The 25464-nt window shown below is 65.6% G+C and carries 23 protein-coding genes; 13 read left to right on the plus strand and 10 right to left on the minus strand.

Annotated features, from left to right (window positions below; translation table 11 throughout):
• Nucleotides 1-12: 12 nt before the first annotated feature.
• The 6 genes from LDB05_RS13085 to LDB05_RS13110 form a co-directional block, all read right to left on the minus strand.
• Nucleotides 13-1005, minus strand: coding sequence for an MBL fold metallo-hydrolase (locus LDB05_RS13085; protein ID WP_226004435.1), 993 nt, complete (start codon nt 1003-1005; stop codon nt 13-15).
• An 89-nt stretch (nt 1006-1094) separates the two neighbouring features.
• A complete protein-coding gene (locus LDB05_RS13090) occupies nt 1095-2786 on the minus strand; it encodes a DUF7519 family protein (RefSeq protein WP_226004436.1) in 1692 nt (563 codons plus the stop codon).
• Nucleotides 2783-4207 (minus strand): DUF58 domain-containing protein, encoded by a 1425-nt coding sequence (locus LDB05_RS13095; protein ID WP_226004437.1) that lies wholly within the window; start codon nt 4205-4207, stop codon nt 2783-2785. Before LDB05_RS13095 ends, LDB05_RS13090 begins: the two co-directional genes overlap by 4 nt.
• The gene (locus LDB05_RS13100; RefSeq protein WP_226004438.1) at nt 4204-4938 is read right to left on the minus strand and encodes a DUF7269 family protein; all 735 of its coding nucleotides are present in this window, start codon (nt 4936-4938) and stop codon (nt 4204-4206) included. Before LDB05_RS13100 ends, LDB05_RS13095 begins: the two co-directional genes overlap by 4 nt.
• On the minus strand, nt 4931-6199 hold the full coding sequence (locus tag LDB05_RS13105) for a hypothetical protein (RefSeq protein WP_226004439.1): 1269 nt from the start codon (nt 6197-6199) through the stop codon (nt 4931-4933). The genes LDB05_RS13100 and LDB05_RS13105 overlap by 8 nt, the downstream gene beginning before the upstream one ends.
• A 143-nt stretch (nt 6200-6342) precedes the next feature.
• A complete protein-coding gene (locus tag LDB05_RS13110; RefSeq protein ID WP_226004440.1) occupies nt 6343-6813 on the minus strand; it encodes a TRAM domain-containing protein in 471 nt (156 codons plus the stop codon).
• 206 nt (nt 6814-7019) lie between these two features.
• On the opposite strand from LDB05_RS13110, the gene LDB05_RS13115 reads away from it, so the two are divergent.
• From LDB05_RS13115 to LDB05_RS13130, 4 genes are all read left to right on the plus strand, one after another.
• Nucleotides 7020-7811, plus strand: coding sequence for an electron transfer flavoprotein subunit beta/FixA family protein (locus tag LDB05_RS13115; RefSeq protein WP_226004441.1), 792 nt, complete (start codon nt 7020-7022; stop codon nt 7809-7811).
• Entirely contained in the window at nt 7808-8764 is a 957-nt protein-coding gene (locus LDB05_RS13120; protein ID WP_226004442.1) for an electron transfer flavoprotein subunit alpha/FixB family protein, read from the plus strand. The genes LDB05_RS13115 and LDB05_RS13120 overlap by 4 nt, the downstream gene beginning before the upstream one ends.
• Before the next feature lie 448 nt (nt 8765-9212).
• On the plus strand, nt 9213-10901 hold the full coding sequence (locus LDB05_RS13125) for a hypothetical protein (RefSeq protein ID WP_226004443.1): 1689 nt from the start codon (nt 9213-9215) through the stop codon (nt 10899-10901).
• A gap of 64 nt (nt 10902-10965) precedes the next feature.
• Nucleotides 10966-11808, plus strand: coding sequence for a polyprenyl synthetase family protein (locus LDB05_RS13130; RefSeq protein ID WP_226004444.1), 843 nt, complete (start codon nt 10966-10968; stop codon nt 11806-11808).
• A gap of 9 nt (nt 11809-11817) precedes the next feature.
• On the opposite strand, the gene LDB05_RS13135 is transcribed toward LDB05_RS13130, so the two are convergent.
• Together LDB05_RS13135 and LDB05_RS13140 are read right to left on the minus strand one after the other, a co-directional pair.
• On the minus strand, nt 11818-12933 hold the full coding sequence (locus LDB05_RS13135; protein ID WP_226004445.1) for a DUF373 family protein: 1116 nt from the start codon (nt 12931-12933) through the stop codon (nt 11818-11820).
• Between the two features lie 127 nt (nt 12934-13060).
• On the minus strand, nt 13061-14998 hold the full coding sequence (locus tag LDB05_RS13140) for a PAS domain S-box protein (protein ID WP_226004446.1): 1938 nt from the start codon (nt 14996-14998) through the stop codon (nt 13061-13063).
• Nucleotides 14999-15126: 128 nt separating this feature from the next.
• On the opposite strand from LDB05_RS13140, the gene LDB05_RS13145 reads away from it, so the two are divergent.
• Nucleotides 15127-16122 carry a radical SAM protein gene (locus LDB05_RS13145; RefSeq protein ID WP_226004447.1) on the plus strand — a complete coding sequence of 332 codons (996 nt, stop codon included), beginning with the start codon at nt 15127-15129 and terminating at the stop codon, nt 16120-16122.
• 416 nt (nt 16123-16538) lie between these two features.
• Here LDB05_RS13145 and LDB05_RS13150 read toward each other — a convergent pair whose 3' ends face one another.
• A complete protein-coding gene (locus tag LDB05_RS13150) occupies nt 16539-17843 on the minus strand; it encodes a helix-turn-helix transcriptional regulator (protein ID WP_226004448.1) in 1305 nt (434 codons plus the stop codon).
• Between the two features lie 169 nt (nt 17844-18012).
• Between LDB05_RS13150 and LDB05_RS13155 the strand changes: the two genes are divergently transcribed.
• Together LDB05_RS13155 and LDB05_RS13160 are read left to right on the plus strand one after the other, a co-directional pair.
• A complete protein-coding gene (locus LDB05_RS13155; protein ID WP_226004449.1) occupies nt 18013-19233 on the plus strand; it encodes a DUF7096 domain-containing protein in 1221 nt (406 codons plus the stop codon).
• 152 nt (nt 19234-19385) lie between these two features.
• Nucleotides 19386-19853: a type IV pilin N-terminal domain-containing protein gene (locus LDB05_RS13160; protein WP_226004450.1), complete on the plus strand. Its 468-nt coding sequence runs from the start codon at nt 19386-19388 to the stop codon at nt 19851-19853.
• Between the two features lie 4 nt (nt 19854-19857).
• Here the strand turns inward: LDB05_RS13160 and LDB05_RS13165 are convergent, their stop codons facing one another.
• Nucleotides 19858-20481, minus strand: a complete 624-nt coding sequence (locus LDB05_RS13165) for a methyltransferase domain-containing protein (RefSeq protein ID WP_226004451.1) — start codon at nt 20479-20481, stop codon at nt 19858-19860.
• A gap of 165 nt (nt 20482-20646) precedes the next feature.
• Here LDB05_RS13165 and ahaH point away from each other — a divergent pair, with 165 nt between their 5' ends.
• Genes ahaH through LDB05_RS13195 form a run of 6 tightly spaced genes read left to right on the plus strand, consistent with a single transcriptional unit; the run spans nt 20647 to nt 25463 of the window.
• Nucleotides 20647-20979 (plus strand): ATP synthase archaeal subunit H, encoded by a 333-nt coding sequence (gene ahaH / locus LDB05_RS13170; protein ID WP_226004452.1) that lies wholly within the window; start codon nt 20647-20649, stop codon nt 20977-20979.
• On the plus strand, nt 20966-23221 hold the full coding sequence (locus tag LDB05_RS13175; protein ID WP_226004453.1) for a V-type ATP synthase subunit I: 2256 nt from the start codon (nt 20966-20968) through the stop codon (nt 23219-23221). Before ahaH ends, LDB05_RS13175 begins: the two co-directional genes overlap by 14 nt.
• Nucleotides 23222-23223: 2 nt before the next feature.
• The gene (locus LDB05_RS13180; protein ID WP_226004454.1) at nt 23224-23481 is read left to right on the plus strand and encodes a hypothetical protein; all 258 of its coding nucleotides are present in this window, start codon (nt 23224-23226) and stop codon (nt 23479-23481) included.
• A gap of 22 nt (nt 23482-23503) precedes the next feature.
• Nucleotides 23504-24085 carry a V-type ATP synthase subunit E gene (locus LDB05_RS13185; RefSeq protein ID WP_226004455.1) on the plus strand — a complete coding sequence of 194 codons (582 nt, stop codon included), beginning with the start codon at nt 23504-23506 and terminating at the stop codon, nt 24083-24085.
• On the plus strand, nt 24082-25134 hold the full coding sequence (locus LDB05_RS13190; protein ID WP_226004456.1) for a V-type ATP synthase subunit C: 1053 nt from the start codon (nt 24082-24084) through the stop codon (nt 25132-25134). Before LDB05_RS13185 ends, LDB05_RS13190 begins: the two co-directional genes overlap by 4 nt.
• Nucleotides 25131-25463: a V-type ATP synthase subunit F gene (locus LDB05_RS13195; RefSeq protein WP_226004457.1), complete on the plus strand. Its 333-nt coding sequence runs from the start codon at nt 25131-25133 to the stop codon at nt 25461-25463. The genes LDB05_RS13190 and LDB05_RS13195 overlap by 4 nt, the downstream gene beginning before the upstream one ends.
• Nucleotide 25464 lies beyond the last annotated feature (1 nt).

Raw genomic sequence — 25464 nt, forward strand, 5'->3', positions numbered from 1 at the left:
CCGAAACCCGTGTCAGTACTCGAGTTCCCAGCGCTCCTCCTCCGTCGCCGCGAGTTCCTCGGAAACGCCGTCGGCGAGCCGATATTCGCGTCCCTCGCGGACCACGGTCCCCGCCCGCTCGAGGTGTTCCAGATGTGCGTACGACTCGCCGGGGCCGTGGAGGATGTGGATGCCCTCGAGATCGCCGAACAGGTCGGCGCTGACCGTCCAGGTGTCACAGGGACCGAGTCTGTCGAGTGCGTCGAGGACGCGCCACGAGCGCTCCTCGTGGTGGTCGATGATGTACTGCGCGCGGTCGGCCGGGTCGTCGATCGGATCGCGATGCCCGGGCCACGCGCGTTCGTACTCGGCGTCGACGATCCCCTGCAGCGCGCGGAGATACTTCTCGAGCGGGTTCTCGACGCGGACGTCTGCGCCGCCAACGTTGGGGGTATAGACGGGGAGCAGTGCGTCACCGGAGAACACCTGCCGTTCGCCCTCGAGATCCGCCTCGAACATACTGAGGCCGGCAGCGTGGCCGGACGTGTGGACGACCTCGAGTTCGGTGTCGCCGACCGAGAAGACGTCGCCGTCCTCGAAGGTCGTCACGGTCGGCGCCTCGACCGTCGTCTCGCCGTCCGCCATCCGCTCGAGGAGCACCGCCTGCTGGTCCTCGGGCATCCCCCACTCGTCGAAGTACCGCTTCTGGCGGTCGTGCATCTCCTCCCAGGCGTCCTCGTCGCCCTCGACGAGCGCGGCGTCGTCCGCGTGGACGTACACCTCGGCCCCGCTTTCGGCCTGGATCTCGCCGGCCAGCCCGCAGTGATCGTGGTGCCAGTGGGTGAGGAAGATCCGGTCGACGTCCGCGAACGCGAGGCCGCGGTCAGCGAAGGCCGCCTCGAGTTGCTCGCGGGTCGTCGCCATCCAGTCGCCCGTATCGATCAGTACCGTCTCCCGCCCGTCGGCAAAGAGGTAGGCGTTGTTGTCTCCCTCGAACGCCGAGTTCGAGAGCGAAATGCGCTCCATGCACCCACGTCTCACGGGGATCGAGAAAACGTTGTGTAAAGCGGAACGTCGCGAACGGGGGACCGGTACTCGACCGGTCACCCGGCCCGCTACCCGCGAAGGGTCCAGGCCACGAGCACGACCGCGAGTAGGCCCGTTCCGACGGAGACGGCCGCGAGTGCCGGATGGGAAACCGACGGACCGGTCGCGCTCCAGCGATAGAGGACGATAGTCCCGCCCGCGACCACACCGCCGGCGAGTATCGTCCCGCCGACGTGGACGAGTTCCGCCCGCATCGTCGCCGCGTCGCGGCCGAGTTCCGTCCGAATCCCGTCGGCGTACTCGCCGATATCCCACAGGACGAACGCCCCCGCGGTCGTCCAGATCGCCGGCTCGAGTCGGCCGTTGATGGCGAGGCCGACCGCTAACGCGAACACCGCACCCGCAGCGAGCGCGGCACCGGTCGCTCGCCCGGGAAGCAGCCGCACCGCTCGCAGCATCGTGACGGTCCACAGGAGCGACGAGAGCGAACTCAGCGCGAGGACCAGCACGCCCGCAACGAGCACGAGCGGCGGGACCGAGGTGAGGAACTCGAGGACCGACGGCGGAGCCCGCCCCGCGAGCGCCGTCTGGAGGATGCCCCGAAGGTCCGCCTCGGCCGCCGGGTCGGCGAGCGCTGTCGCGAGGACGAGCGCGACGAGCCCGCCGCCGACCATCGGCGCGACCATTCGGGCCACCACGATGGCTGGTCCCCGGCCGAGAATTCCACGAAGCCGCTCGAGAGAGACGAGTCCGAGGGCGACCGCCGCGAGGGCGACCAGCGCCGATCTGATCCCCGGTGTCGTAACGAGCGTCGCCAGCCCGTCACCGGCCGGGGCCGGCAGCGCCGCCCGAAGTTCGACGGGCGTCACCGGCGGCGTGCCGAACTGCTCGACGATCAGCGGGGCGGCGACTGCGGCGACGGTCAGCACGATCGCAGCGCGAGTCGCGAGCGAACAGCCCCGACGGAGCCCGTCGACGGCCGCAGCCAGCGCGTCGCGGCGATCCGGCGGCACGAGTCGCTCGGCGGGAACCGCCGCGAGCGCCCGGCTCGAGAGAACGGCCGCGACGAGCACCAGTCCGGTAAACGAGACGACCGCGAGCGATCCCTCGGGCGTAATCAGCTCGTCCTGGATCACGCCGAGAACGTCCGCGGCGGCTGCCACGGCGCGATCGCGGAGATCGGCCCGCGGAAGGATCGGGAGGACGACGACGGCGACGACTCCGCTCGTCGCGAGCATCGTTCCCGTCGAACCGCGTCGGACGCCGCCACGGCCGAATTGCTGCCAGGAGACCAGCCCCGCGGCGACGGACGCGACGACGAGGACCCAGACGGCACCGCCGGCGATCACCCCCACGCTCGAGGACGTGAGCACGAGCACGCCAGCGAGGAGTAGCGGCGACGAAACCAGGACGGCGACCGGCACCGCGACGACGCCGCCGAGACCCCGCACGAGGGGGCGCTCGCTCGCGAGGAAGACGGTCGTCAGCGCCGCTGCAAACCCGGCTCCCATCGCCAGCGCGGCGAGCCGACCGCCGACGAGCGTCGTTCCGACGGCGAGTCCGATCGCCAGCGTACAACAGAGCATCGCGACGTCGCTCGCCGTCGGCTGGCGGAGCGTCCGTCGAACGCCGCGGACCGCCGACTCGAGCGTGTCGCGCGCGGTTTCGAGAGCTACCGTTCGCGTCGTTCCCGACTCGTCTCCGTCGAATCCCCTATACTCGTTTCGATCCCCAGTTCCGGTGAGCGCGTCGTTCGTCATAGGGAACCACCGCCGGACCCGCCGGGACCGCCGCGGAACGCACGCGCCAGATCGACCGAGATCGGATCCTCGAGCTGCCAGTCGACGACGGTCGCGCCGAGCCCGCGCAGGGCGTCGACGCGGTTGGCCCGCTGGAGCCCGGCGATTCGGAGACCGGTCGAGACCGACGACGACGCGATACCGGTCGTCACGTCGGGGGAGACGACCGTCACCGCCCGTCCGCTGGTTCGCAGCGTCTCGACGAGGCCGACCGATTCGGCGTCGGAGAGCGGCGTACAGAGGACGACCTGCGCTCGCTGGGGCAGCCGTCGCTCGAGGTCGACCGCCAGCGATCGGCTGGCCATCGATTCGTCGTCTCTCGACCCGCCACCGGTCGATCCGCCGTCCGCGACGGGCTGATCGCCCGCCGGGGTCGCTCCCGATCCACCGCTACCGATCGCCTCCTCGACGCGACTCCGGACGTCGCCGCCGGCTCCCGGTTCGATCCAGGTCTCGCCCGACAGCGTCGCCAGTCCGGTTCGGTTGCCGTCCTCGAGCGACGCGACGACGCCCCGCGAGGCGGCGTACAGCGTGAGATCGTATGAGCTCGGCCCGCCGCCGGGCAACTCGCGGTGTGCATCGGCTCGGTCGTCGATCACGAACACGATGGTCACCGCCCGCTCCTCGCGGTACTCGACGGTCGCGAGGTCGCCCGTCCGGGCGAACCGGTGCCAGTCGATCCGGTTCATCGGGTCGCCGCGGCGGTACTCCCGGGTCGCGAAGAACTCGACACCGCTCCCGCCGTCGTCGGTCGGCGTCTGGCCGACGAACTGGATCGTCCGGTCCTGAAACGGGAACGAATCCAGCAGCGTCTCGCAGGTGAATCCGGTATCGCCGCCGGGTGTCACCGCGTCGGTCGTGACGGCCGTCGCCGTCAGCGATCGACGCCGCACCGTCGCCGTCCCGAACGCGTACTCGCCGCGCGGCGGCGTGAGTTCGTACTCGTGGGTGACGGTCTCGCCCGGTCGAACGGCGGTCGCGAACGCGGGCGACCCGCTCGTCACCGGCACCTCGGCCGGCGGTTCGTCGACGACGCGCACGTCCGAGGCGACCCCGGACCCGTCGTTCGTCAGTGACAGCGTCACCGTGACCGACCGGCCCGGTCGCACGCGCGATTCCTCGAGGCTGCGCTCGAGGCGGAGATCCGCCCCGGAACCGCCGTCGGTATCCGTATCGCCTTCGGCACCGCCGTCTGCATCGGATTCGTCGTCAGAACCCCCCAGGTCGGGAACCGAGCTGACCTGTCCGAGGAGGACGAACCCCAGCGCGACGACGCCGAGGAAGAACAGCGACGGACGCCCGAGCGCCACCGCGAGCACGGCGGCGACCAGGGCGATCACGAGCGCGCCGTGCCAGCGGGCCTGACGGGTGAATTCCGTCACGGTGTGGCCTCCGGATTCGAATCCGTCCCGGGACTCGTTCGATCGGTCTCCGTCGATCCCGTCTCGACCGCGACCGCCGGCGTCGACTGCACCCGGTCGATCTCCGCGATCGTCCGCTCGAGACTCCGGCGGAACGGATCGGCGGTACTCACGAGGTCGACCAGCCAGAGCCACAGCGGGGTCGACGGCCCGTCGTCGCCCCCGAGGAAGGCGGCAGCTCTCGCGTCGTCGGTCCACGTGCCGGCCTCGATCGCGGCCATTGCATCGTCTTCCGTCAGTCCGGCGCGGTTCGCGTACGCGGTCGCGGCGATCGGCCGGAGCGAGTCGACGAGTCGCTCGCGCGCCTCCTCGCGCGTCGACCGCGAGCGGTCGTCGTAGGCCGTCGCGAGTTCGAGCCGGCGATCGAACCACGCACCGGCGACGGGATAGTCGGCAGTCGATTCGTCGAACGAGGCAGCCCCGGATTCGGCTGTCGAATCGACCAGTGGTAGCGGCGCCGACGAGAACCGAACCCGACCGATAATTCCGAGCGACGCCGCGGCCACGACGAGCAGGCCGATCACCGCTAACACGACCGTTCCGGGATCGAGCGTCGCCAACAGCGACTCGAGCGCGGGAGCCGCCTCGAGGAGCAATCCGGGCCGAACCGACAGGATCCCCCCGACGGCGAGCAGCGCCACCGAGAGGAGCGTGACGACGGCGAGCCCGCCCGTCGACGGGGCTCTACTCATCGGTTTCCGCCTCCGCGACCGGTACCGTTCCCGACTCGTCCGCCTCCTCATCGACGTCCGCGGCGAGCGCGTCGCGCAATCGATCGTGGGCGGTCGTCGTTCGCTCGAGGTAGCGCGCCGGATCGCGGTCGCCGTACTCGACGTCCCGGAAGGACTCGGTGATCGTCTCGACCGGCTCGTCGGGAACGCCGGCGTCCGTGGCGCTTCGAGCGACGTCGGTGGGGGTCGCGGTCGCGGCGCGACGCCGATACATCGGCGAGGCCTCGATCACGCTCTCGAAGGCCTGCCGGATGCGTTCGCGAGCGGGGACGTGTTCCTCCGCGGTCGCGTCGCCGTCGGTCCGGTCTTCCGCCCCGCCGAACAGGGACGCCGAAACCGACGAGCCGGCGGCTCGAGCGCGCGCCCGTGCGGATCGAAGCGCGTTCGCGATCGCCGTGAACACGAGCCCCGGCAGGTCCGCGATCGATGTCACGCCGCGAAGCGCGGCGAGCCCGCGCTCGAGAGCCTGTGAACAGGCGACGACTCCCGCCAGTGCGATCGAGACGATGCGTCCGGGAATCGAGCGCAGCGTTCCGATCGGATCGTCGCGGGTGTAGAACACGTAGCCGACGATCGACAGCGCGATCGCGGCGAATCCGGCGATCAGAGCGCGATCGGAGAGTCCGGAGACGGACTCCGGGAGCGACGAATCGTCCGCATCGCTTCCGCCGTCTTGCCGGCTGCCGTCGGTCGCGGCGTCGGACCCGCCGCCGGTTTGATCAGCCGCGGCCTGTGACTCGCCGGTCTCGTCGAGCGACCGCTCGGTCGTCGACGAGTCGTCCTCGCTACCGTCGTCGGTGGACTCCGCGGAGTCGTCGGTCGTCTCCGCCTGACTACCGGAGCCGTCCGCAGTAGACGTTTCGCCCCCGTCGCTCGCCGTCGATCCACCGGATCCACCGGCACTGCTCCCGCCCAGTAGGGCCATCAGTTCCTCGAGAAGTCCGGCGGGAATCGGGATCTCCGCAGGGTCGATTCCCTCGAGGAGGCCCGATCCCCCCGACGGTTTCTCCGGCCCTCCGCCGTCGCTCCCACCGCTGGGCATCGGCCGTGACGTCGATTCCCCGTCGGTTCGATCTCCGAATCCATCCCCGAAAACGTCGCTCGCCGGAGAGGCCGAGGCGAGCGGCCCCATCGCGCTCGCTGCCAGTACGAGACCACAGATCGCACACGCCACCGCGGCGACTGCGAGGAATCGGCTCCCGGCACTCGGTCCACTCCCCATCGATTAGCGTACAGTAGATGCAAGCGATATTTACACTTTGTTGCCAAAACGGCGGGAGAGACGGGAGGGGCGGAGAAAATCGACCGTGAAGACGAGGCTACCCGAAAACGCACCGCGCGATCTGTCCACTCGAGAGCGTCGCGTTACGAGCCCCAGAAGTTGTCGCGGCTGCCGAGTCGCTCGCGCTCGGGGCCGCCGTCATCGTCGGGCGCATTGGGCGTCTCCTCGGCGTCGTCCCCGTCCACATCGCCGTCGGCATCCTCCGCTTCGTCGTCCGGATCCATCGGCAACACTTCGAGTTCCTCCGCGCGTGCGTGATTGCTGTGAACCCGCGTTATCTCGACTCGGGCACGGGCGTCCGGCAGGACGCCGTCGACCATCACGATGAATCCGTCTTCGGTTCGGCCGACGCCGGCGCCGCTTTCGTGCATGTCGACGACGTCGATGACGAGTTCCTCGCCGGATTTGACCGGCTGCGTCTTGAGATCCTCGATCGGCTGGCCGTAGTGGTTACACCACTCCTTGCCACCCCGGTCACCGTAGTGTTGACATCCCATTCCCGAAATCCGTTCGGAGAATTCGGGGCAGTCGTCGGCGAGTGGACAGTCTGCCATGCTCGTCACTACTAGCGGTGGCGTTAAACCGTTTCCGTCTTCGGGATGGGTTCCGAGTTCGGACGAAACGCTGGTAGCAAACACCGATGTCAGGGACACCGAACATAAGATAATTGAACGAATCTATAAATCGTGGTAACTGAACCCTTCCTGCGGGACCGGCGGTTTCGAAAAGGTTTACGGTATGGACGTAGCAGTGTAAGATGATGAAAATTCTCGTTACGGTCAAAGAGGTGGCGACCGTCGAAGACGAGTTCGAAATCGAGGGAACGGAGATTGCAGACCAGTACCTCGGGGCCGATCTCAACGAGTGGGACGACTACGCGATCGAAGAAGCTGTCCAGCTACAGGAGGACGGCATCGCCGACGAGGTCGTGACGGTTACCATCGGTCCGGAAGACTGTGAACAGACCATCCGGCAGGCGCTCGCGAAGGGTGCCGACCGCGCCGTCCGCGTCTGGGACGACGCGCTCGAGGACGTCGACCTCCTCGACGTCAACGCCAAGACGGAGATCCTGAGCGCCGTCGTCGAGGAAGAGGACCCCGATCTCGTCCTCTCGGGCGTCCAGGCCGGCGACGACAGCTTCGCCGCGACCGGCGTCTCGGTGGCCGAGAACCTCGGCTTCCAGTGGGGTGCCGTCGTCAACCACCTCGAGCACGATCTCGACGACGGGATCGCGTCCGTGCGACGCGAGCTCGAGGGTGGCGTCGAGGAGCTGACGGACATCGAGCTCCCGGCCGTCCTGACGATCCAGACGGGTATCAACGAGCCCCGCTACGCCAGCCTGCGCGGCATCCGGCAGGCCCAGCGGAAAGAGCTCGACGTCAAAGCGTTCGCCGACATCGGCGTCGACGAGAGCACGATCGAAACCGAACTCGAGCTGACGGACATGTACGAGCCCGAAAGCGAAACCGACGCGACGTTCTGGGAGGGCAGCGCCGAGGAGACGGCCTCGGAGCTGGGTGAACTGCTCCGCGACAAGGGGGTGGCACAATGACGGACGTCCTCGCGGTCGCGGACCACCGACGCGGCGAACTGCGCGACGTCAGCTACGAGATCATCACCGCCGGTCGCCAGCTCGCCGACGAAACCGGCGGCGACCTCCACCTCGCAGTCATCAGCGGCACCGTCGACGACTTCGCAGAGAAGCTCAACCGCGACGGCGTCGACGCGATTCACACCGTCTCCCACGGCGAGGAGTTCAACCACGACGTCTACACGCAGGCGATCACGCAGCTCTACGACGAACTCGCCCCGCAGTACGTGCTGACGCCCAACAGCGTCAACGGGCTCGACTACGCGCCCGCGATCGCCAATCAGCTCGACCTGCCGGTCGTCACTGACACGATCGATCTCGACAACGACGGCGAGACGCTCGTCGCGACCCGCGAGATGTACGGTGGCAAGGTCGAGACGACCAACCAACTCGAGGGCGACGCGGTCATTACGATCCGCGGTGCCGAGTGGCCCGCCGCCGAAGGGACCGGCGACGCCGCGATCGAGGCCTTCGATGCGGACATCGACGAGGACGCGATCGGCTCGACCGTCAACGGCTTCGAGGAAGTCGGCGGCGGCGACGTCGACATCAGCGAGGCCGAACTCCTCGTCTCCATCGGCCGTGGGATCGAGGAAGAGGAGAACCTCGACCTGATCCGCGACCTGGCGGACGCGCTCGGCGCGACGCTGTCGTCCTCGCGACCGATCGTCGACAACGGCTGGCTGCCCAAGAACCGACAGGTCGGCCAGTCCGGGAAGGTCGTCACCCCCGACGTTTACATCGCGATCGGCATCTCCGGCGCAGTCCAGCACGTCGCCGGAATGAAGGGCTCCGATACGATCGTCGCGATCAATACTGACCCCAACGCGCCAATCATGGACATCGCGGACTACGCGATCGTCGACGACCTCTTCGACGTCGTGCCGGAACTGATCGAAGAGTTCGAAGGGTAAGCGATCGTACCGCGAGCGCTGCGCGGTTCGGAACGAGCGCAGCGAGTGAGAACCGCGAATCGAACGGGGAACGAAGTGACCCGTGAGCGAACGGACGCTCGGTTTGTAGCTGTATTTTTTCGCCAGCGTGAGAAATCGCCGTCCCTACTCAGCCGCGTATGCCGCTTGAACACGATCGGATCGCTGCCGTCGTTCTAATATCTTGACAAACAATCAGTAAAATCCAAATAGCTTCGAATTAATTATGCGTAGAATGCGAACTGGAACCGATGTGAAACTGACGATGCGTATCGGATTCGGGGGGGAGCGTGGCAGTCGGCGAGTCGTCGTCCGATCCTCACGGACGGCGACAGTCGATGCTGGGGTCTCGCCGGACCGGCTCGTGGAACGCGATCGGTCGTGGCCGGACGATAGCTCCCCGGCAGACGGTCCCGGTTCACGACGGGTCATGACCGACGGCGGAACCGTTTCGGATGCCAAAGAGGATCACCGAATCGGAGATCGAATCGACGATCTCGAGGCCGAGGTCGCCAGCGCCGAGAAGACGCTCGAATCGCTCGAGGACCGACTCTCCGAACGAGCCAGTCGGGAATACGTCGACGCCCAGCTGGACGCGCTCACCGCCGTGATCGAGGACGTCGATAGCTCGGTCGAAGACCTCGAAACGGCGCTCGAGGAGACGGGCGACGACGCGGCCGACGTCGACGCGGCGGCCGTCAACGCCCTCGAGGCCGACGTCGAGGCGCTGTCGGACGAGTTCGAGTGGCTCGAGGAACAGGTCTCCGAACGGCCGAAGCGGGAGGCGGTCGACACCCAGCTGAACGCGCTCACGGCCGTGGTCGACACGGTCGACGACTCCGTGCAGGAACTCGAAACCGAACTGCGATCGCTTTCGGAGACCGTCGAGTCGATCGAGGCGTCGGAGTCGTCGACGGCCGGCGACGCACGAGCGGCCGCCGACCTCGAGCGCGACCTCGAGTCGCTGGCGAGCGATATCGAATCGCTGTCGGCGGAACTCGAGTCGGTTGCCGAGACTGCAGTCGACGAATCGGACCTGCGAGCGGCGACGGAGGGGCTGGCCGACGCGGACCGCCTCCGGGAGCTCGAGGAGGCCGTGCCGATGATCACCCAGACGGTCGACAACCTCGAAACGGCTATTTCAGAACGTCTCGAGCGGCTCGACGCGTACGACGGCGGAGCATCCGACGAGTCCATCGGTGCCCTCGAAGAACGGGTCCAGACGCGCTTCGAGGAGATCCACGGCGAGCTGTCGACGCTCGACGCGGAGCTCACGGAGGTTCGCGAGACAGTCCCCGAACTGGAACGGTCGGTCGAGTCGACGGACGAGACCGTCCGCGCCGTCCGAGGGGAACTACGGGAAGAGGTCGGATCGATCCGCGAGGAGTTCGAGGCAGTACGAGAGCGGATCGATGCGGTCGAAACTCGGGTCACCGAGGTCCCAGACGACGCCGCGGATTCGGACCGAGTGGAGGGTCTCGCGGAGACCGTCACCGACCTCCGTCAGAGCCTCGAGACGCTCGAGGAAGACGCCGTCACCACGGAGTCAGTGACGACGCTGCAGGCGGAGCTGGCCCAGACTCGCCGGCGGCTCGAGGCTGTCGAAGGGACAGTCGAGAACGTCGAAGCCACCGCCGAAGAGACCGTCGAAGACATCGAAGAGACCGTCGAGACGCTGGAACCGGCCGTCACGGACCTCCGGACGGACGTCGACGCCAATCGAGAACAGCTGAAACGGCTCACGACGACCGTCGAGACGGTCGAAACGTCGGTCGAGTCGGACACCGAGCTCGAAGCGACCGTCGACGACGTCGAATCGAGCGTCGACGAGATCGAGGCGCGGGTCGACGGGATCAATGGAAAGCTCGAGTCGGACCTCAAGACCCTCCATCTGGAGATCGACGACCTCCGTGAGCAGGTTCAGACGGACGAGGGGAGTCTCCTCAAGCGAATGGTGAAAGACGACGTCTTCGGACTGGTGACGGTCGCGTTCGTGGCCATCAGTGCGATCGGCGCGTCGATGGCGTTCTTCGACGGGCAGCTCGCCTTCGCCGCCGTGTTCGCCGCCATCCCGATCGTGACCGTTCTGGGCGCTCACGTTCTCTCCCAGCGATCGTGACTGACTCGAGTGCGAGGACGGTCGATCCGTTACGTACTTTTCGCCCCTCTCCTAAACCCCTGCAATGGAACTGCTGGAGCGTCGACGAGCGCTGATCGAGGAGCGTCTCGTCGAGGTCGTCGATGGGGTCGAACCCGAGACGCTCAGCGAGGAAGTTCGTCACGTCGCGCTCTCGGGCGGGAAGCGCGTCCGACCGATGATAACACTGTTGGCCTGCGAGACAGTCGGCGGACGGGCCGAGGATGCGGTCGAGTTCGGCGTCGGTATCGAACTCGTTCACGCGGCCTCGCTGGTCGTCGACGACATCATCGACCGCTCGGAGCTGCGACGCGGGACGACCAGCGCGTGGGCCGAGTTCGGTCACGGCCCGGCGATCATCACCAGCGACGGGTTGCTCGGCGAAGCCTTCGCTCTCTTTTCGGCCGATCCGAACGCGACCCGCGTCGTCGCCGAGGCGATGGTCGAACTCGGCATCGGCGAAGCGACCGAGCTGTCGGCCGAGCCGACGAACGAGGAGGAGTACATGACCCTCGCTCGGCGAAAGACCGGAGCGCTGTTCCGTGCCGCGGCCGAACTCGGCGCGATCGCCGCCGACTCGGACCCCGTCACCGTCGAGGCGCTGGGCGAGTACGCCGAGCGGGTCGGCGTCGCCTTCCAGATCAGGGACGACGTGTTAGACGCCGTCGCCGACCCCGAGGAACTCGGCAAACCGACCGGCAACGACGCCGCCCTCGAGCGGCCGTCGGTCGTGCAGGTGACCGATCTCACGCCCGAGGAGGCCAACGCCTCCGCCCGGCGGGAAGCCGACCGCGCGATCGACGCCCTGGACCGGGTCGACGTCGCGGATCCGGAGGCGCGAGACTACCTGCTCGAACTGGCGGAGTTCGTCGTCGAGCGCGAGCGGTAGGGACGCGAGTCAGACACGGCCGGCCTGTCGCGATCCCTCCTCCCGGTCCGTATCCGAAAAGCGCGACTCCGCGACGGCGAAGGTGAGCGTGCTCACGATCCCGAGCAGCGTCCCCGCCGTCAGCGCCGCCGCGAGATAGGCGATCTCGACGTCGCCGAGGAAGAACGCGCTCACCGCGTGGAGGACCACCGCGATCGAGAGCACGTAAAACGGCGCGTTGAGGTATCGCCACTCGAGCGAGCCGGCGATGTACTCGTCGGTGATCTGCCCGAGGCTGGTAGTGAGGCCCGCGGCGGCGAACCAGTGGATCGAACCGTAGACGAGCGCGGCGAGCATCACGGGAACGTCGAGCTCGCCGGCCGTCGTTCGCTGGACCGTCTCGAGCGTCTCGACGCCGCTGACGCCGCCGAGAACGAACAGGGCCGCGGCGACGACGTACGCCAGTAGCGTCGTTCGGCCGGCGTACAGCGATCGGCGGGCCCGTTCGACGGTCTCGTCCAGTCGATCGCCGAGCCCCAGTCCGCGCGAAATGAGATAGAAGCCGAGCAGTGCCGACGTCGTCCCCAGGACGAACCCGGGCATGTTCAGCACCGACCCGATCAGCGCGAGCGGATAGATCAGCAGGAGGATACCGAGCGGAATGAGGACCGTCCCTCGCGTCTCGGGGTCGTCCAGCACCTGCTTGATCGTGTAGTACATCGACTCGAGGTTCTGTGCCTGTCGGACCACGACCCGCCGAACGCCGTCGATGGGGACGCGCGAGCGGATGATCGGAATGACGGACTCGTCCTGTGCGCCGTCGGTGACGACGAGCGTCGTGACGTCCTCGGCCGTCGAGAGGCTCGCGAGGACGGTATCGACTTCGTCGCCGACCTCCCGGTTGGCGCTGACGTCGCCCTCGTCGTTGCCGGTCACGACGGCGACCTCGACGCTCTCGTCTCGTTCGTCGAGATCGTCGTAGATGTTCAGTCCCTGAAAGATGACGTTGACGTCGGAGTCCTCCGGGTCCGCGGTCGCGAGCGCGACGGCCGCCTCCTCGACGGGATCGCGACCGATGACCGGCGTCGAAAAGCCGGTCTTTCGACCGAGGTCGTCGTCGAGGTCGACACAGAGGACCAGCAGCATCGATCGGACGTTCGAGCGCGGGGTATTTCCATCTTCTGGGGTCGAAAGAATGCGAGGCGGGCCTCGAGTCCGAGAGGGACGTGGGGTCGGCCGGCGACGCGAAGGGGTCGTCGCGGAAACGGAGGACTCAGGGATACTCGAGGTCCGTCTCGTCCGCGTCGAGGGAAACGCCGCGAATTTCGAAGCGCGCGCCGCCGTCACGGCTCTCGCCTGCGCTGACGTCCCAGCCGTGGGCCTCGGCGATCTGTTCGACGATCGCCAGCCCGAAGCCGGTTCCCTCCGCCGCCGTCGTGTAGCCGAACTCGAACAGCGACTCGCGGTCGTCGGGCAGTCCCGGGCCCGAATCCGCGACGTAAAACCCGCTCGAGCCTGTCGGGTCGTCGGTCGATCCCTGCTCCCGATCGACCGTTCCGATGGTGACGGTCAACTCACTAGTTCCGCTGCCGTCGCCGTTGACGAGGTCTCGTCCGACCGGGTCCGAATCGGTCCGTGACTCGGGATCCGTCGAACCGTGTTCGACGGCATTGCGGCAGAGGTTCTCGAGCAGTTCCCGGACTCGAGCCTCGTCGGCGTAGATTCTGACGTCGGAGTCGACCTCGAGCCGGGCATCACCGGTGTCAACGGTCGACCACGCCTCCCGAGCCGCCGAGGCGAGCGGGAACCATTCCCGATCGCCGATCGTCTTTCCCTGGCGAGCCAGCCGGAGGAGTCCGTCGACCAGTTCCGTCATCCGAGAGAGCGACCAGCGCAGTTCGTCGACGTGTTGGCTGTCGACCTGCTCGTCGAGCATGTCGAGGTGGCCCTGTGCGACGTTCAGCGGGTTCCGGAGGTCGTGGCTGACGAGGCTCGCGAACTCCTCCAGGCGCTCGTTCTGGCGCTCGAGTTCGTCTCGGTAGTGTTGTTGCTGCGTAATGTCGCGAAGCGCGTGGACCGTCCCGGCGAACTCGCCGTCTTCGAGCGGAAGGAGTTTGGTGTGAACGTCGTAGATCCGCTCGTCCCCCTCGGCGGACCGAAACTGAATGTTGTACGTCGCCAGCTCGCGGTCGTTGTTCGAGGAGAGGAGCGCTCGGACGTCGTCGATGTACCGGTCGATCGCCGCCTCGTGATAGTACCCGCGCTCGACGAGTGTCGGAAATTCGAGCCCGAGCAGTTCGTCTCTCTCTTCCTCGAACCCGGACGCGTACTCCTCGTTCATCCAGACGATAGTGGCGTCAGCGTCGAGCACGAACAGACCGAAAGGTGCCGTCTCGAGGATCGTTTCGTACTGTGAGAGCTCGCGTTCGCGCTCCTTGCGGCGGGTAATCTCCCGAACGACACCGACCGACCCGTCGAGCTCGCCGTCCTCAGTGAGCAGCGGCGTGACGCTCGTCTCGCAGATCTTCCGACTCCCGTCTCCGGTTTCGAACGTGGACTCGAAGCTCGATCCGGTAGTCGCGTCCGACTCGAGGGCCGCCCTGAGCGCATCGGTCGCGCGCTCGAACGTCTCGTCGGTAACGAACCGTTCGATGTTCGATCCGACCAGCCGGTCGCGGTCGTGGCCCAGACGGTCGACCAGCGCGTCGTTGACCATCGTGATCGATCCGGTCTCGTCGAGCAGATACATCGGATCCGCGGCGTTTTCGACCAGCGTTCGGTACTGCTCGAGGCGGCGGTCGGCGGCCGCTCGGGCGCGTTCCGCACGGCGTTTCTCGACGGCCTGTCTGATCCGGTGTGCCAGTATTTCGTACTGAACGGTCCCCCGTCGCTTCTGTAGATAGTCAGTGACGCCGGCCTCGATGGCCTCTCGTGCGATGTCCGAAGGGTCCGTGCCAGTGACCAGGAGAAACGGGATCGCCGGATCGCGGTCTCGAACGATATCGAGGAACTCGAGTCCGTCCATCTCGGGCATGTCGTAGTCGCTAACGATGCAGTCGATATCGCTGTCGTCCAGAACTGCCAGCCCCTCGCGGCCGCTGCCAGCGGTCGTCACGTCGAGACCCTCGTCCGTTCGCTCGAGAACTGTCGCCGCCAGTTCGCAGACGCTCGGGTCGTCGTCGACGCACAGGACGTGAATCCCCGATCCCATCAGATACGCTACGTTCTAACTCCACAGTATAATAATATGTGGCTACGAGTCAGGTGCCAGCGATCGCCACACATGGACCGCGTCAGTTTCGGACTGCTTTTGAGGCTCCAGTGGCTATGTTCCCTCGAATGATCTCGAAGGGCTGTGAGCAGTGCGCGAAAGGTGGCAAGATGGTGCTGTTCGTCTACGGATACTGCGACCAGCGCGACTGCTTTTACTGCCCGCTCGGCGAGAACCGCAAGAACGTCACCGACGTCTACGCCAACGAACGGCTCGTCGAGAGCGACGAGGACGTCCTCACCGAGGCCCACCGGATGGAGGCGCTCGGCACGTCGATCACCGGCGGCGAGCCCCAGGAAGCGCTGGGTCGGACCTGCCACTACCTCGAGCTCCTGAAAGACGAGTTCGGCGAGGACCATCACACGCACCTCTACACCGGCATCACCGGCGGCCGCGAGAACATGCGCCGCCTCTCGGAAGCGGGCCTCGACGAGATTCGCTTCCACCCGCCCTACGAACAGTGGGGCGACCTTCACGGGACCGAGTGGGAGGAGATCCTCCACATCGCCCGTGAAGAAGGCCTGACTCCCGCCTTCGAAATCCCCGGCATTCGCGCCGAAGAGGAGTTCCTCGAGTTCCTCGACGAGGGCGCGGCGGAGTTCTGCAACATAAACGAGTTCGAGATGAGCGACGGGAACTACCGCCGGATGCAGGAACAGGGGTACGAACTCAAAGAGGACCACATGAGCGCCGTCGAGGGCTCTCGCGAGGACATCCTCGACGTCATGGGCGACCACGAGAAGGTCTACTTCTGTACGTCCGTGTTCAAGGACGCGGCCCAGCACCGCCGCCGCCTGAAACGGATGGCCCGGAACATCCGCCGCGAGTTCGACGACGTCACCGACGACGGAACCCTCGTCTACGGCAAGACCCACGCCGACCCCGAGGAGTTCGACGCCCTCGGCGTCCCCGAAGAGTTCTACACCGTCAAGACCGACCACGTCGAAGTCGCCTGGTGGCTCCTCGAGGAAATGATCGAGGACGGCGACCTCGAGGACGGCGAAATCGTCGAGCAGTACCCGACCTACGACGGGCAAGTGGTCGAGCGGACGCCGCTAGCGTAAGAACCGCGAACGAACGGAAGCGCGGCGCTACGCGCCGCGGGAAGACGAGCGGCCCGCGGCCGCGAGTGAGTGATCGGGTCTTTTTTGGTGCAGATTTTTGCTCCGAGCGGTGCGCTGTGCGCACCCGAGGAGGAAAAAGGTGCACGTGGCAGGTCGTCGAGCGGACGCCACTAGCGTAGGACCGCGAGCGCTGCGCGGTTCGGAACGAGCGAAGCGAGTGAGAACCGCGAATGCGAATAGCGAGGGACGCAGAGCGTCCCTCGGACCATGCGAGCCGGCCGTCGGCCCGCGAGCAGACGGGGAACGAAGTGATCCGTGTACGAGTGAGTGAGCGGCTTTTTATCCACGGTTGTCCGTCCGACTCGCGGCCGGTGTCACTGACGCTCGTCGAGGCTCCGGTGAACACCGGCCGTCGTTCACTCCACTTCGGTCGGATCGACGCCCGGCAGCGTGATGAGGTTCTCGCGCCCGATCCGAAGCTTTTCGATCTCGTCGTCGTCGTCCATCTTCGAGAGGAGCTGTGAGACCTTGGCGTTCGACCAGCCGGTCTCCGAGACGATCGAGGCCTGTTTCATCCGCCCGCCGTTTTGCTTGAGCAGGCGGTGGACGCGCTCCTCGTCGCTCAACAGTTCTGGGTCGATCTCGTCGTCGACGGATTCCTCGAACTCGAGGCTCGTCCCCGACTCGGGATCACCGGACGCTGACGAATCGGCCGTCGAGACTACGTCGGAGCCGCCGTTTCCATCGGCCGTTGCGGTCTTGTGCCCGTCCGCGGGACTGTTCGAACGGCCGGGCAACTCCGCGTTCTCGAGGACCGACAACCGATCGGACGGAATCGGAACGCCGACGTCTATATCACGACGCGTGAGCAGGTATGCAATCCCACCGACGAGGATCACGAGGGCGAGAACTGACGCGATCAGCCATCCGGCTCCGGGAAGGAAGAAGGGGCCGCCGGCACCCTCGAGAATCGTGATCTGGACTCCGTTCTCGCCGAATTCGTGGGGGCCGTCCCAGACGAGTGCGCCGTCCTCCGTACTCGTCGGCGCATCGACGAATCCGTAGTTCGATGGGGGTTCGATAACCAGGCGCTGCCCGCTACTCAACGTCCGGAACAACGTCCCGTCGGACGTTTGGAGGGCGTCACCGACGTGAATCCGTTCGCCGTCGACGGTGGCGAAGTTCGTCCACGTAAACGAGTAGGAGATGATCCCGACTCGATACGGCTCTTCGTCAACCGATCGGTCCGCGTCGAGGTCGACGGTTTCGATTCGGGGGTCGTCCCACGCTGCGTTCTCGATCGACATATTGCGGCCGGTCGACTTAGACGCGAGATTCGCGTACCGTTCGAACAGTTGGGGATCGTACCCGGCGTCTCGTTGGCCCGAGACGACCGCATCGGCATACTCGTCGAACGTTTCGGCATCGTCGTCGTCCGTCACGCGGAACCGACTCTCGACCGTCCATTTCGCGTCCCCGGTATCGGTGATCCGAATCCTGATCACCTGCCAGGTATCGGGTCGTTCGAGCGGCGGTGGTGCGGTGGACGAGGCCGAAACGGACTGAGACTGCTCGGGAGCTGTGGAGAGCGATGAGGGGTCTGGGGCTGGCCGCTCGATAGTCGCCGGGGTCGATGCCGACGGCGTGGCGGCCACTGCCCCCATCGTGGTTGTCGCGAGGAGGACCGCGAGGGCAAGTGTGGCGGCAGTGGACATCCGCATGCGTATCAACGGGTGGTTTCCCGGGGGAAAAAACACTTTCCATCGGAAAATAAAACGTTACTGGCGGCGTTGAAAGCTCTAATTCGCCGTGAGAGGTTCGCTACGATCGGTTTCTTCTCATCACCGACAGACGACCGGTTTTTGTATCAAGAGCCCATACGGAACCCCGATGACTAACGCGACCCCCGCTCTCTTCGCGGTACTTCTCGTTCTGTCCCTGCCCGCGATACCGCTCGTCGGGGCAGGTCCCGACGACGGGAGTATCGACGGCCCCGAGGCGGCCCTCCTCCAAGACACCACCTCGGGAACGGAGCCGACGGCGGTCGACAATACGACCAACAGGCTCCAGCTTACCGGAGACGTCAGAAGCGAGTACACCGAGTACGGACCGAATCTCGGAACGGCACTCGCAAGCGCCGACGATCACCTTCGAGTCGACCACGATCAGTACACCATCGTCGACAGCGAGTTCGACGGCGCAACCGCCGAGGAACGAGCGGCGATGATCCAGACGGCCTACGAGCGGCTCACGGAGCGAGCGGACGAACTCGATCAACGCGAACGCGAGGCCGTCAGAGCACACGCGGCCGGCGAGCGCTCGTCGACCGAGCTCCTCCAGACGCTGGTGCGAAATCACAACGAGGCGGCGATGCTGTCCCGCGACCTCGAGACACTGGAGGATCGGGCAGCCAGTGTCCCGGGATACTCGCTGTCAGCGAGCGAGGTGCGTGCCGACCACAAGTCCCTGGACTACCACCAGACCTCCCTTCGGACGACCCTCGAGCGACTGTCCGAACGACCGACGAGTACCCATCGCGATATCGTCGTCTCGACCTCTGAGACCGGATACAGCGTTGCGGTCATAGACGGGAGTCAGTACGTCGTCGAAACGAGTCGGTTCGATAACCGCGACGAAACCGCACCTGACCGGTTCGAAAACGGCGAAGCGTACGATCACACGGCCGAGCTCTACCCGTGGGCGAGCGAATACGGCCCCCACTTCCAGGACAACAGCCCCGACTACTACTGGGCGGAAATGGGACACGATCACGGTCGACTCGAGTTCTACTTCGACAGTGGGACGGGAGACGTCTACCGCGAAATGCAGCAACTGTCCGCATCGTCCCTTCCCGCGATGGAGGCCACCTCGTGGCCCCGTGACGAACTCAACCTGACGGTCACCGAGACGCCGGCGAACGGGCCGGCCAAGGTCACAGTGACTGATCCGGAGACCGGAGATCCCGTCCGATCGACGGTTACGGTCGACGGCGTCGAAGTCGGCGAGACCGGCGAAGACGGATCCATGTGGATCGCGCAACCGGTCGGGACGTACGACCTTACAGTGTCGACCGAAGCGGAGAGCGTGAACGCGACGATAACGGGTGACTAGTGACCGTCGGATACCGGATCAGTCCGTACGGGTAGCAGTTCGAGTCGAACGGCGAGTTCTGCGTAACCTCGAGCTGTGATTTATACGAAAAGGGGAAGCCACCGTGTAGCGTGTACCGAAAGCGGAACTGCCGGTGCCGGCGAGCATCGGTGGTGGGCGATCGACGCGGCGTCAGTCCGATACTCGGCGTCGTCTTGTTGCTGGCGCTCACCGTCTGTCTCGCGACCGTCGTCGCCGTCGCGATCGGCGGATGGTCGCCAGAGTCGCCCGGTCCGAACGCGACCTTCGAGCTGTCGGCCGACGCCGACGGGTCGTCGATCGTGCTCGAGCACGTCGCGGGCGATCCGATCGACGTCGAGGCGCTGTCCGTAACGGTCGCAGTAAACGGGACGGAACTATCCGCTCAACCGCCGATTCCGTTCGTCGGGGCGAACGGATTTCGTGGCACACCGGACGGGCCGTTCAACGCGAGAAGCGGATCGGAATGGACTCCCGGAGAGGAAGCCGGCGTTTCGGTCGCAGACACGAATACGCCGACGCTCGAGGCTGGCGATTCGGTTGCTGTGACGCTCGTCGTCGACGGCCGACGGATAGCCGAACTCGAGACGACGGCAAGGTGAGGAATTATTCCGGTGCGCGCCCGATCGTCGTGATCGCGACGTCGGGGTCGTACGATGGGCCCATGAACGCGTGTTTCACATCCTCGAAACCGGCGGTTTTGAACATCTGATCGGCCTCGTACTCGTCGTAGAAGAGCATGATCGAGTCCGCCAGCAGCTGACTGACGACGTTGTCGGGATAGTTCGGTCCGACGACGAGTACCTGCCCGCCGGGTTTGAGGACGCGGCGAAACTCCCGGAGTGCGAGGATCGGATTCGGCCAGTATTCGATCGATCCCGACGACCAGACAACGTCGAACGTGTCCGTCGCGAACGGGAGTCGTTCGGCGTCGCCGCGATGGAAGTTGACCGGCGGCGCGCGTTTACCGAACTTCTCGTAGGCCTGGTCGAGCTGGTGTTCGCTCTGGTCGAGCGCGTAGACCTCGTCGGCGTGCTCGAGGAGCCCCTCCGTGGCGAAGCCGGTGCCACAGCCGACGTCGAGGACCGTCATGTCGTCCTCGATATCGAGCAGGGAGAGCGCCTCGGTTCGCATGTCCTCGGTCCAGATGAAGGGGTTCACCTGATCGTAGACCCGTGAGAGGTACTTGTAGAACAGTCGGGCACGGGCCTTGTTCTCGAGAAGTCCCATTAGTGAGGAGTTTCGGTCCGATCGGCATATGTCTGCTGTTCCCGGCGGAAGAAAGGGAGAGTAACAGATAATTACCGGTCTCGGAAAGCGAATCGCGCTGAGCCACTTTCGCAACTACCATATACGCGCTCTGGCAAACGTCCGATTGCTTAGAGTATGTAGAGTATGCCGAGGCCAGAGGTTCTCGAACGAATTAAGTCGGCGGAGGACGAGGCCGACGAGATCGTCGCATTGGCAGAGAACGACCGCGACGAGCGAATAGCCGAGGCCCGGGAACGTGCCGAGGAGATTCGCACGGAAGCGGAACAGGAGGCGCAGGAGCTGAAAGAGCGCCGTCTGGAGGAAGCTCGCGAGGAGATCGACGCGGAATGCGAGCAGGTCCTCGAAGCAGGCGAACAGGAGCGTGAGGAACTCGCCGAGCGCGCCCGGAAACGGGTCGGCGACGTGACCGACCACGTCGTCGAACTGTTCCAGGAGGACGTCCATGCTCAGACCTGAACGAATGAGCAAGGTCTCGGTGACCGGTTCCAGGGGCGTCATGCCCACGGTCATCGAGACGGTTCACGAGCTCAGTCTGGTGCATCTCTCGGACTACGACGGCTCCTGGGAGGGGTTCGACAACGGCAACCCGATGGAGGGTGCCGATCGCGCCTCCGAGAAGCTGGTGACCGTTCGCGCCCTCGAGAGCACCCTCGAGCTGTCGGCCGACGAGGCCGAGCCGGGAACGCTCGATGACGACTGGGAAGACCGGCTCGAGGAGATCCGAACCCGTGTCAACGACCTCGACGACCGCCGCGGGGAGATCAACGACGAACTGCGGCAGGTCAACGAGAAGATCGACCGCGTGGCTCCGTTCGCGGAGCTCGGCATCGACCTCGATCTGCTGTCGGGGTACGAGACGGTCGACGTGCTCGTCGGCGAGGGCCCCCTCGACGAGGTCGAGGCGGCCGTCGAAGCATCCGACGACGTTCGGGCCTTCGAGACGTTCACCGGTGGCGACGTCGTGGCCATCGTGGCCGCACCCGCCGAGGACGCCGACGACGATCCGATCGACGACGCCCTGGTCGGCGTCGAGTTCACCCGCTACGAGGTGCCCGACACCGAACAGAGCCCGGAGGCGTACGTCGACGAACTCCAGAGCCGGCAGCAGGAACTCGAGTCCGAGATCGACGAGATCGACGCGGAGCTCGCGGAAATCAAGCAGACGGAAGCGAGCTTCCTCCTGCGCGTCGAAGAGGAGCTGACGATCGACGTCCAGCAGGCGGAAGCGCCGCTGCAGTTCGCGACGACCGAACACGCGTTCGTCGCGGAGGGCTGGATCCCGACCGCCGAGTACGACCGGCTCGTCGCCACGCTGCGCGACGCCGTCGGTGACAGCGTCGAGGTCGAAGAACTCGAGCGGGCGGACTACGACCGTCACGGGGCACACTCCCACACGGAAGACGTGCAGAAAGGGACGCCCGCGGCGGCCGACGAAGACGACGATGCGGCCGCGGATGCGGACGAGCAGAAACAGAAGGCCGTCACGGACGGTGGCTCGACGGTGACGATGGACGACGAGCCGCCGGTGATCCAGGACAACCCGTCGATCAGCAAGCCGTTCGAGTTGCTGGTGCAGGCTGTCAGCCGACCGAAGTACAGCGAACTGGATCCGACGATCTTCCTGTTCCTGACGTTCCCGCTGTTCTTCGGGTTCATGATCGGTGACGTCGGATACGGCATCATCTACATGGCCATCGGGGCCTACATGGCGACCCAGGTCGACAGCGAGGCGATCGCCAGTCTCGGCGGTGTGGCCATCTGGGCTGGCCTGTTTACGACCATCTTCGGGTTCGTGTACGGTGAAATATTCGGCCTGCACGTCCTCGGAGAGATCGTCTGGCATGACATGCTGGACGTCGAGTTGCTCCCGCTGAACAAGGGACTCGAGCCGGCAGCTGCCGACTTCGCACTTGGCTGGATGGTGATTAGCGTGCTGGCCGGGATCGTCCACCTCAACATCGGATACATCCTGGACTTCTACGAGAATCTCAGCCACGGCGTCAAGGACGCCCTCTTCCACAGCGGGTCGTGGATCCTGATGATCAACGGGATCTGGATCTGGATCTTCTCGGCCCAGGCAGAGGGCTCGAAGCCGGACTTCCTGTTCACGACCTTCGCCAGCGACGGGCCGTTCCCGATCGGGTTCACCGGGTTCCCGATGTGGGAGCTATTCGCATTCCCTGAATGGATTCCGCTACTCGGCGGGTTCCCGTTGACGGCCCCGCTGCTCGTCTTCCTGATCGGGCTCGTTATGCTCGGAGTCAGCGAACCCGTCGAACTCGTCGAATCGCTCGACGTCGTCGTCAACGTCTTCTCGTACACCCGGATGGGCGCAGTGTTGCTTGCGAAGGCCGGCATGGCCTTCGTCGTCAACCTGCTGTTCTTCGGCGCGTACGAGGACCCCGACGGCGAGTTCCACTTCCTTCGAACGCACGAGCCGAGCTACGTCGCCGAACACTACGGCGAGGGTGCAGAGGTCGTCTTCAGCGGTCTGATGCACTCCGGCACTGCAGCCCTGGTCGGCGGACTTGTCATTCTCGTACTCGGACACATTGTCGTGTTAGCGCTTGGCGTGACAAGCGCCGGCTTACAGGCTGTGCGCCTCGAGTACGTCGAGTTCTTTAACAAGTTTTATGAAGGCGGTGGGGAGAACTACGAACCGTTCGGAACCGATCGAAAGCACACTGAGGACTACTAACAATGAGTGGACTTGAACTTGCGGCGGATGTTGCACTGCAAACAGAACAGGCGGCCGGTCCGACCCTCGAGAACGCGGGCGCAGCGGCGATCGCTGTCGGCCTCGCGGCGCTCGCAGCAGGCTATGCCGAGCGCGGTATCGGCGCAGCGGCAGTCGGCGCGATCGCCGAAGACGACGACATGTTCGTTCCGGGCCTGATCATGACCGTCCTCCCAGAGACGCTCGTGATCCTCGCTCTGGTCGTCGTCTTCATCGTATAAACGCACCCCCTTTCTCTCACCAATGAGTTTGGACACAGTCGTAGAAGACATTCGAGAAGAAGCCCACGCGCGTGCGGAGGACATCCGCTCAGAGGGCGAGACGCGCGCCGAGGAGATCGAATCGGCAGCGGAGGACGACGCCGAAGAGATCCTCGCCGACGCGGAGGCCGAGGTCGAGCGCGAAATCGACCAGCTCCGCGAACAGCGCCTCTCCAGTGCGAAGCTGGAGGCGAAACAACAGCGCCTGGAGGCCCGCCGCGACGTGCTCGGGGAGGTCCGGGAGGCCGTCGAGGACGAGCTCGCCGCCCTCGAGGGGGACACCCGCGAGGAACTCACGCGAGACCTGCTCGAAGCCGCGAGCGACGAGTTCGACGAGGGCGACGACGTCTCCGTCTACGGTCGGAGCGACGACCAGGAGCTGCTCGAGTCGATCCTCGAGGACTACGACGGCTACGAGTACGCGGGCGAGTTCGACTGCCTCGGCGGCGTCGTCGTCGAGAGCGAGCAGTCTCGCGTTCGAGTCAACAACACGTTCGACTCGGTGCTCGAGGACGTATGGGAAGACAACCTTCAGGCGATCAGCAACCGACTCTTCGAGCAATGAGCGCAGGTGCCTCGAATCCGGAATACGTGAACGCTCGCGTACGGTCGCGCCGAGCCTCGCTGTTCTCGGACGAAGACTACCGCAAGCTGATCCGGATGGGGCCGAGCGAGATCGCGCGGTTCATGGAGGAGACGGAGTACGAACGCGAGATCAACGAGCTCGGTACGCGGTTTTCAGGCGTCGACCTGATCGAATACGCCCTGAACCGCAACCTCGCGAAGCACTTCGACGACCTGCTGGAGTGGTCGCAGGGACGACTCTACGACCTGATCGCTCGCTACCTGCGGAAGTTCGACGTCTGGAACCTGAAGACGATCATCCGCGGGATCTACACCGACACCGACCCCGAGGATATCCAGACCGACCTCATCCGTGCCGGCGAACTCGAGGAGCGGACGATCGACCGGCTGCTCGAGGCCGACACGATCGAGGACGTCGTCGAGATGCTGTACAACACGAGCTACTACGAGTCGCTGACGGTCGCCTACGAGGAGTTCGAGGAGACCGGCGCGCTCGTTCCCCTCGAGAACGCCCTCGATCGGGAGTTCTACGAGAACCTGCTCGCGGACCTCGGCCGGCCTCAGGAAGGGCCCGAAGCGAAGTACGTCGAGTTCCTCGAGGCGGAGATCGACTTCCGGAACGCCCGGAACGCGTTGCGACTCGCACGCAGCGGTGCCGACCTCGATCCGGCGACCTACTACATCGACGGCGGCGTCCTGTTCGACGCGTCCGATCTCAACCGGCTCGTCGGTGACTACGACGCGCTCGTCGATCACATCGCCGATAGCAGGCGGTACGGCGACCGACTCTCGACTGCGCTCGGTCGGCTGCGCGATGCTGACAGCCTTATCCAGTTCGAGCACGCACTAGACGCTGCGTTGCTCGAGTACGCCGACACGCTCTCGAGCATCTATCCGGCCTCGGTCTCGGCCGTCCTTTCGTACATCCTCGCGAAAGAGCGCGAGGTCGAGAACATCCGTGCCATCGCGCGCGGTCGCGAGGTCGGACTCGCAGAGAACGAGATCGAAGAGGAGCTGGTGATCCTATGAGCCAGGAAATCGCAGTCGTCGGCAGTCCGGAGTTTACCACCGGCTTTCGCCTCGCTGGCGTCCGTCGGTTCGAGAACGTCCCGGACGACGAGAAAGACGACCGACTGGACGACGCTGCAACGGCGGCCCTCGAGGACGAGGGCGTCGGGATCGTCGTCATGCACGACGAGGACCTCGAGCACCTGTCGCGAAACGTTCGCCAGGAAGTCGAGACGAGCGTCGAGCCGGTCGTCGTCACGATCGGCAGCGGAACCGGTGGCGGCGGGCTGCGCGACCAGATCAAACGCGCGATCGGGATCGACCTGATGGACGAGGACGAAGACAGCTAAA

This window comes from Natrinema salinisoli (assembly GCF_020405205.1).
GTDB classification, from domain to species: Archaea; Halobacteriota; Halobacteria; order Halobacteriales; family Natrialbaceae; genus Natrinema; species Natrinema salinisoli.

Coding starts and splice junctions, on each gene's coding strand:
- LDB05_RS13120 (WP_226004442.1), top strand. CDS start 7,808: ATGACGGACGTCCTCGCGGTCGCGGACCACCGACGCGGCGAACTGCGC.
- LDB05_RS13130 (WP_226004444.1), top strand. CDS start 10,966: ATGGAACTGCTGGAGCGTCGACGAGCGCTGATCGAGGAGCGTCTCGTC.
- LDB05_RS13140 (WP_226004446.1), bottom strand. CDS start 14,998: ATGGGATCGGGGATTCACGTCCTGTGCGTCGACGACGACCCGAGCGTC.
- LDB05_RS13175 (WP_226004453.1), top strand. CDS start 20,966: ATGCTCAGACCTGAACGAATGAGCAAGGTCTCGGTGACCGGTTCCAGG.
- ahaH (WP_226004452.1), top strand. CDS start 20,647: ATGCCGAGGCCAGAGGTTCTCGAACGAATTAAGTCGGCGGAGGACGAG.
- LDB05_RS13135 (WP_226004445.1), bottom strand. CDS start 12,933: ATGCTGCTGGTCCTCTGTGTCGACCTCGACGACGACCTCGGTCGAAAG.
- LDB05_RS13155 (WP_226004449.1), top strand. CDS start 18,013: ATGACTAACGCGACCCCCGCTCTCTTCGCGGTACTTCTCGTTCTGTCC.
- LDB05_RS13190 (WP_226004456.1), top strand. CDS start 24,082: ATGAGCGCAGGTGCCTCGAATCCGGAATACGTGAACGCTCGCGTACGG.
- LDB05_RS13185 (WP_226004455.1), top strand. CDS start 23,504: ATGAGTTTGGACACAGTCGTAGAAGACATTCGAGAAGAAGCCCACGCG.
- LDB05_RS13100 (WP_226004438.1), bottom strand. CDS start 4,938: ATGAGTAGAGCCCCGTCGACGGGCGGGCTCGCCGTCGTCACGCTCCTC.
- LDB05_RS13090 (WP_226004436.1), bottom strand. CDS start 2,786: ATGACGAACGACGCGCTCACCGGAACTGGGGATCGAAACGAGTATAGG.
- LDB05_RS13195 (WP_226004457.1), top strand. CDS start 25,131: ATGAGCCAGGAAATCGCAGTCGTCGGCAGTCCGGAGTTTACCACCGGC.
- LDB05_RS13085 (WP_226004435.1), bottom strand. CDS start 1,005: ATGGAGCGCATTTCGCTCTCGAACTCGGCGTTCGAGGGAGACAACAAC.
- LDB05_RS13165 (WP_226004451.1), bottom strand. CDS start 20,481: ATGGGACTTCTCGAGAACAAGGCCCGTGCCCGACTGTTCTACAAGTAC.
- LDB05_RS13125 (WP_226004443.1), top strand. CDS start 9,213: ATGACCGACGGCGGAACCGTTTCGGATGCCAAAGAGGATCACCGAATC.
- LDB05_RS13180 (WP_226004454.1), top strand. CDS start 23,224: ATGAGTGGACTTGAACTTGCGGCGGATGTTGCACTGCAAACAGAACAG.
- LDB05_RS13150 (WP_226004448.1), bottom strand. CDS start 17,843: ATGCGGATGTCCACTGCCGCCACACTTGCCCTCGCGGTCCTCCTCGCG.
- LDB05_RS13145 (WP_226004447.1), top strand. CDS start 15,127: ATGATCTCGAAGGGCTGTGAGCAGTGCGCGAAAGGTGGCAAGATGGTG.
- LDB05_RS13115 (WP_226004441.1), top strand. CDS start 7,020: ATGAAAATTCTCGTTACGGTCAAAGAGGTGGCGACCGTCGAAGACGAG.
- LDB05_RS13110 (WP_226004440.1), bottom strand. CDS start 6,813: ATGGCAGACTGTCCACTCGCCGACGACTGCCCCGAATTCTCCGAACGG.
- LDB05_RS13105 (WP_226004439.1), bottom strand. CDS start 6,199: ATGGGGAGTGGACCGAGTGCCGGGAGCCGATTCCTCGCAGTCGCCGCG.